Origin of the sequence: Massilia mucilaginosa, from assembly GCF_011682145.1 — a bacterium.
GTDB classification, from domain to species: domain Bacteria; phylum Pseudomonadota; class Gammaproteobacteria; order Burkholderiales; family Burkholderiaceae_D; genus Telluria_A; species Telluria_A mucilaginosa.
Genome location: NZ_WHJH01000209.1, coordinates 1 through 463 on the forward strand (window position 1 = coordinate 1; position 463 = coordinate 463).

General features: G+C 60.0%; 1 protein-coding gene. It reads left to right on the forward strand.

Annotated elements, in window-relative coordinates; all coding sequences use genetic code 11:
- Window positions 1-463 (forward strand): response regulator (locus F2P45_RS34525; RefSeq protein ID WP_166882694.1); only part of this gene is annotated, 463 nt, incomplete at both ends.

Sequence of the window (463 nt, forward strand, 5' to 3'; positions counted from 1 at the left end):
CCGAAAGCGACCTGGAGCGGATCTATCACTTTGTCGGCGATCCCCAGCGTTTTTCGCTGCCCACCGTCGTGGTGATCGATTACGCGATGCCGGACATGGATGGGCTGGAGTTTTGCGAGGCGGCCGCCGATCTGCCCTGTAAGAAAATCATGTTCACTGCGCGCGCCGACGCGAGCTTTGCCGTGGCGGCCTTTAATCGTGGCCTCATTCATCGGTTTATCCGGAAGCAGGAGCCCGACGCCCTCGACCAGCTGGAGGCGGCCATCGACGCTCTGCAGAACACCTACTTCCTCGATCAATCACGCAGCCAGGCTGGTCAGCTGGGCGCCCACGAGTTTGGATTTTTGCGCGACCCGGCTGCGGCCGCCATGGTCCAGGGCCTGTGCGATCGCTACGGATTCGTTGAATACTATCTTTTTACCAATCCCCACGGCTTTGTGTTCTTTGACGCCGAAGGAGCGCC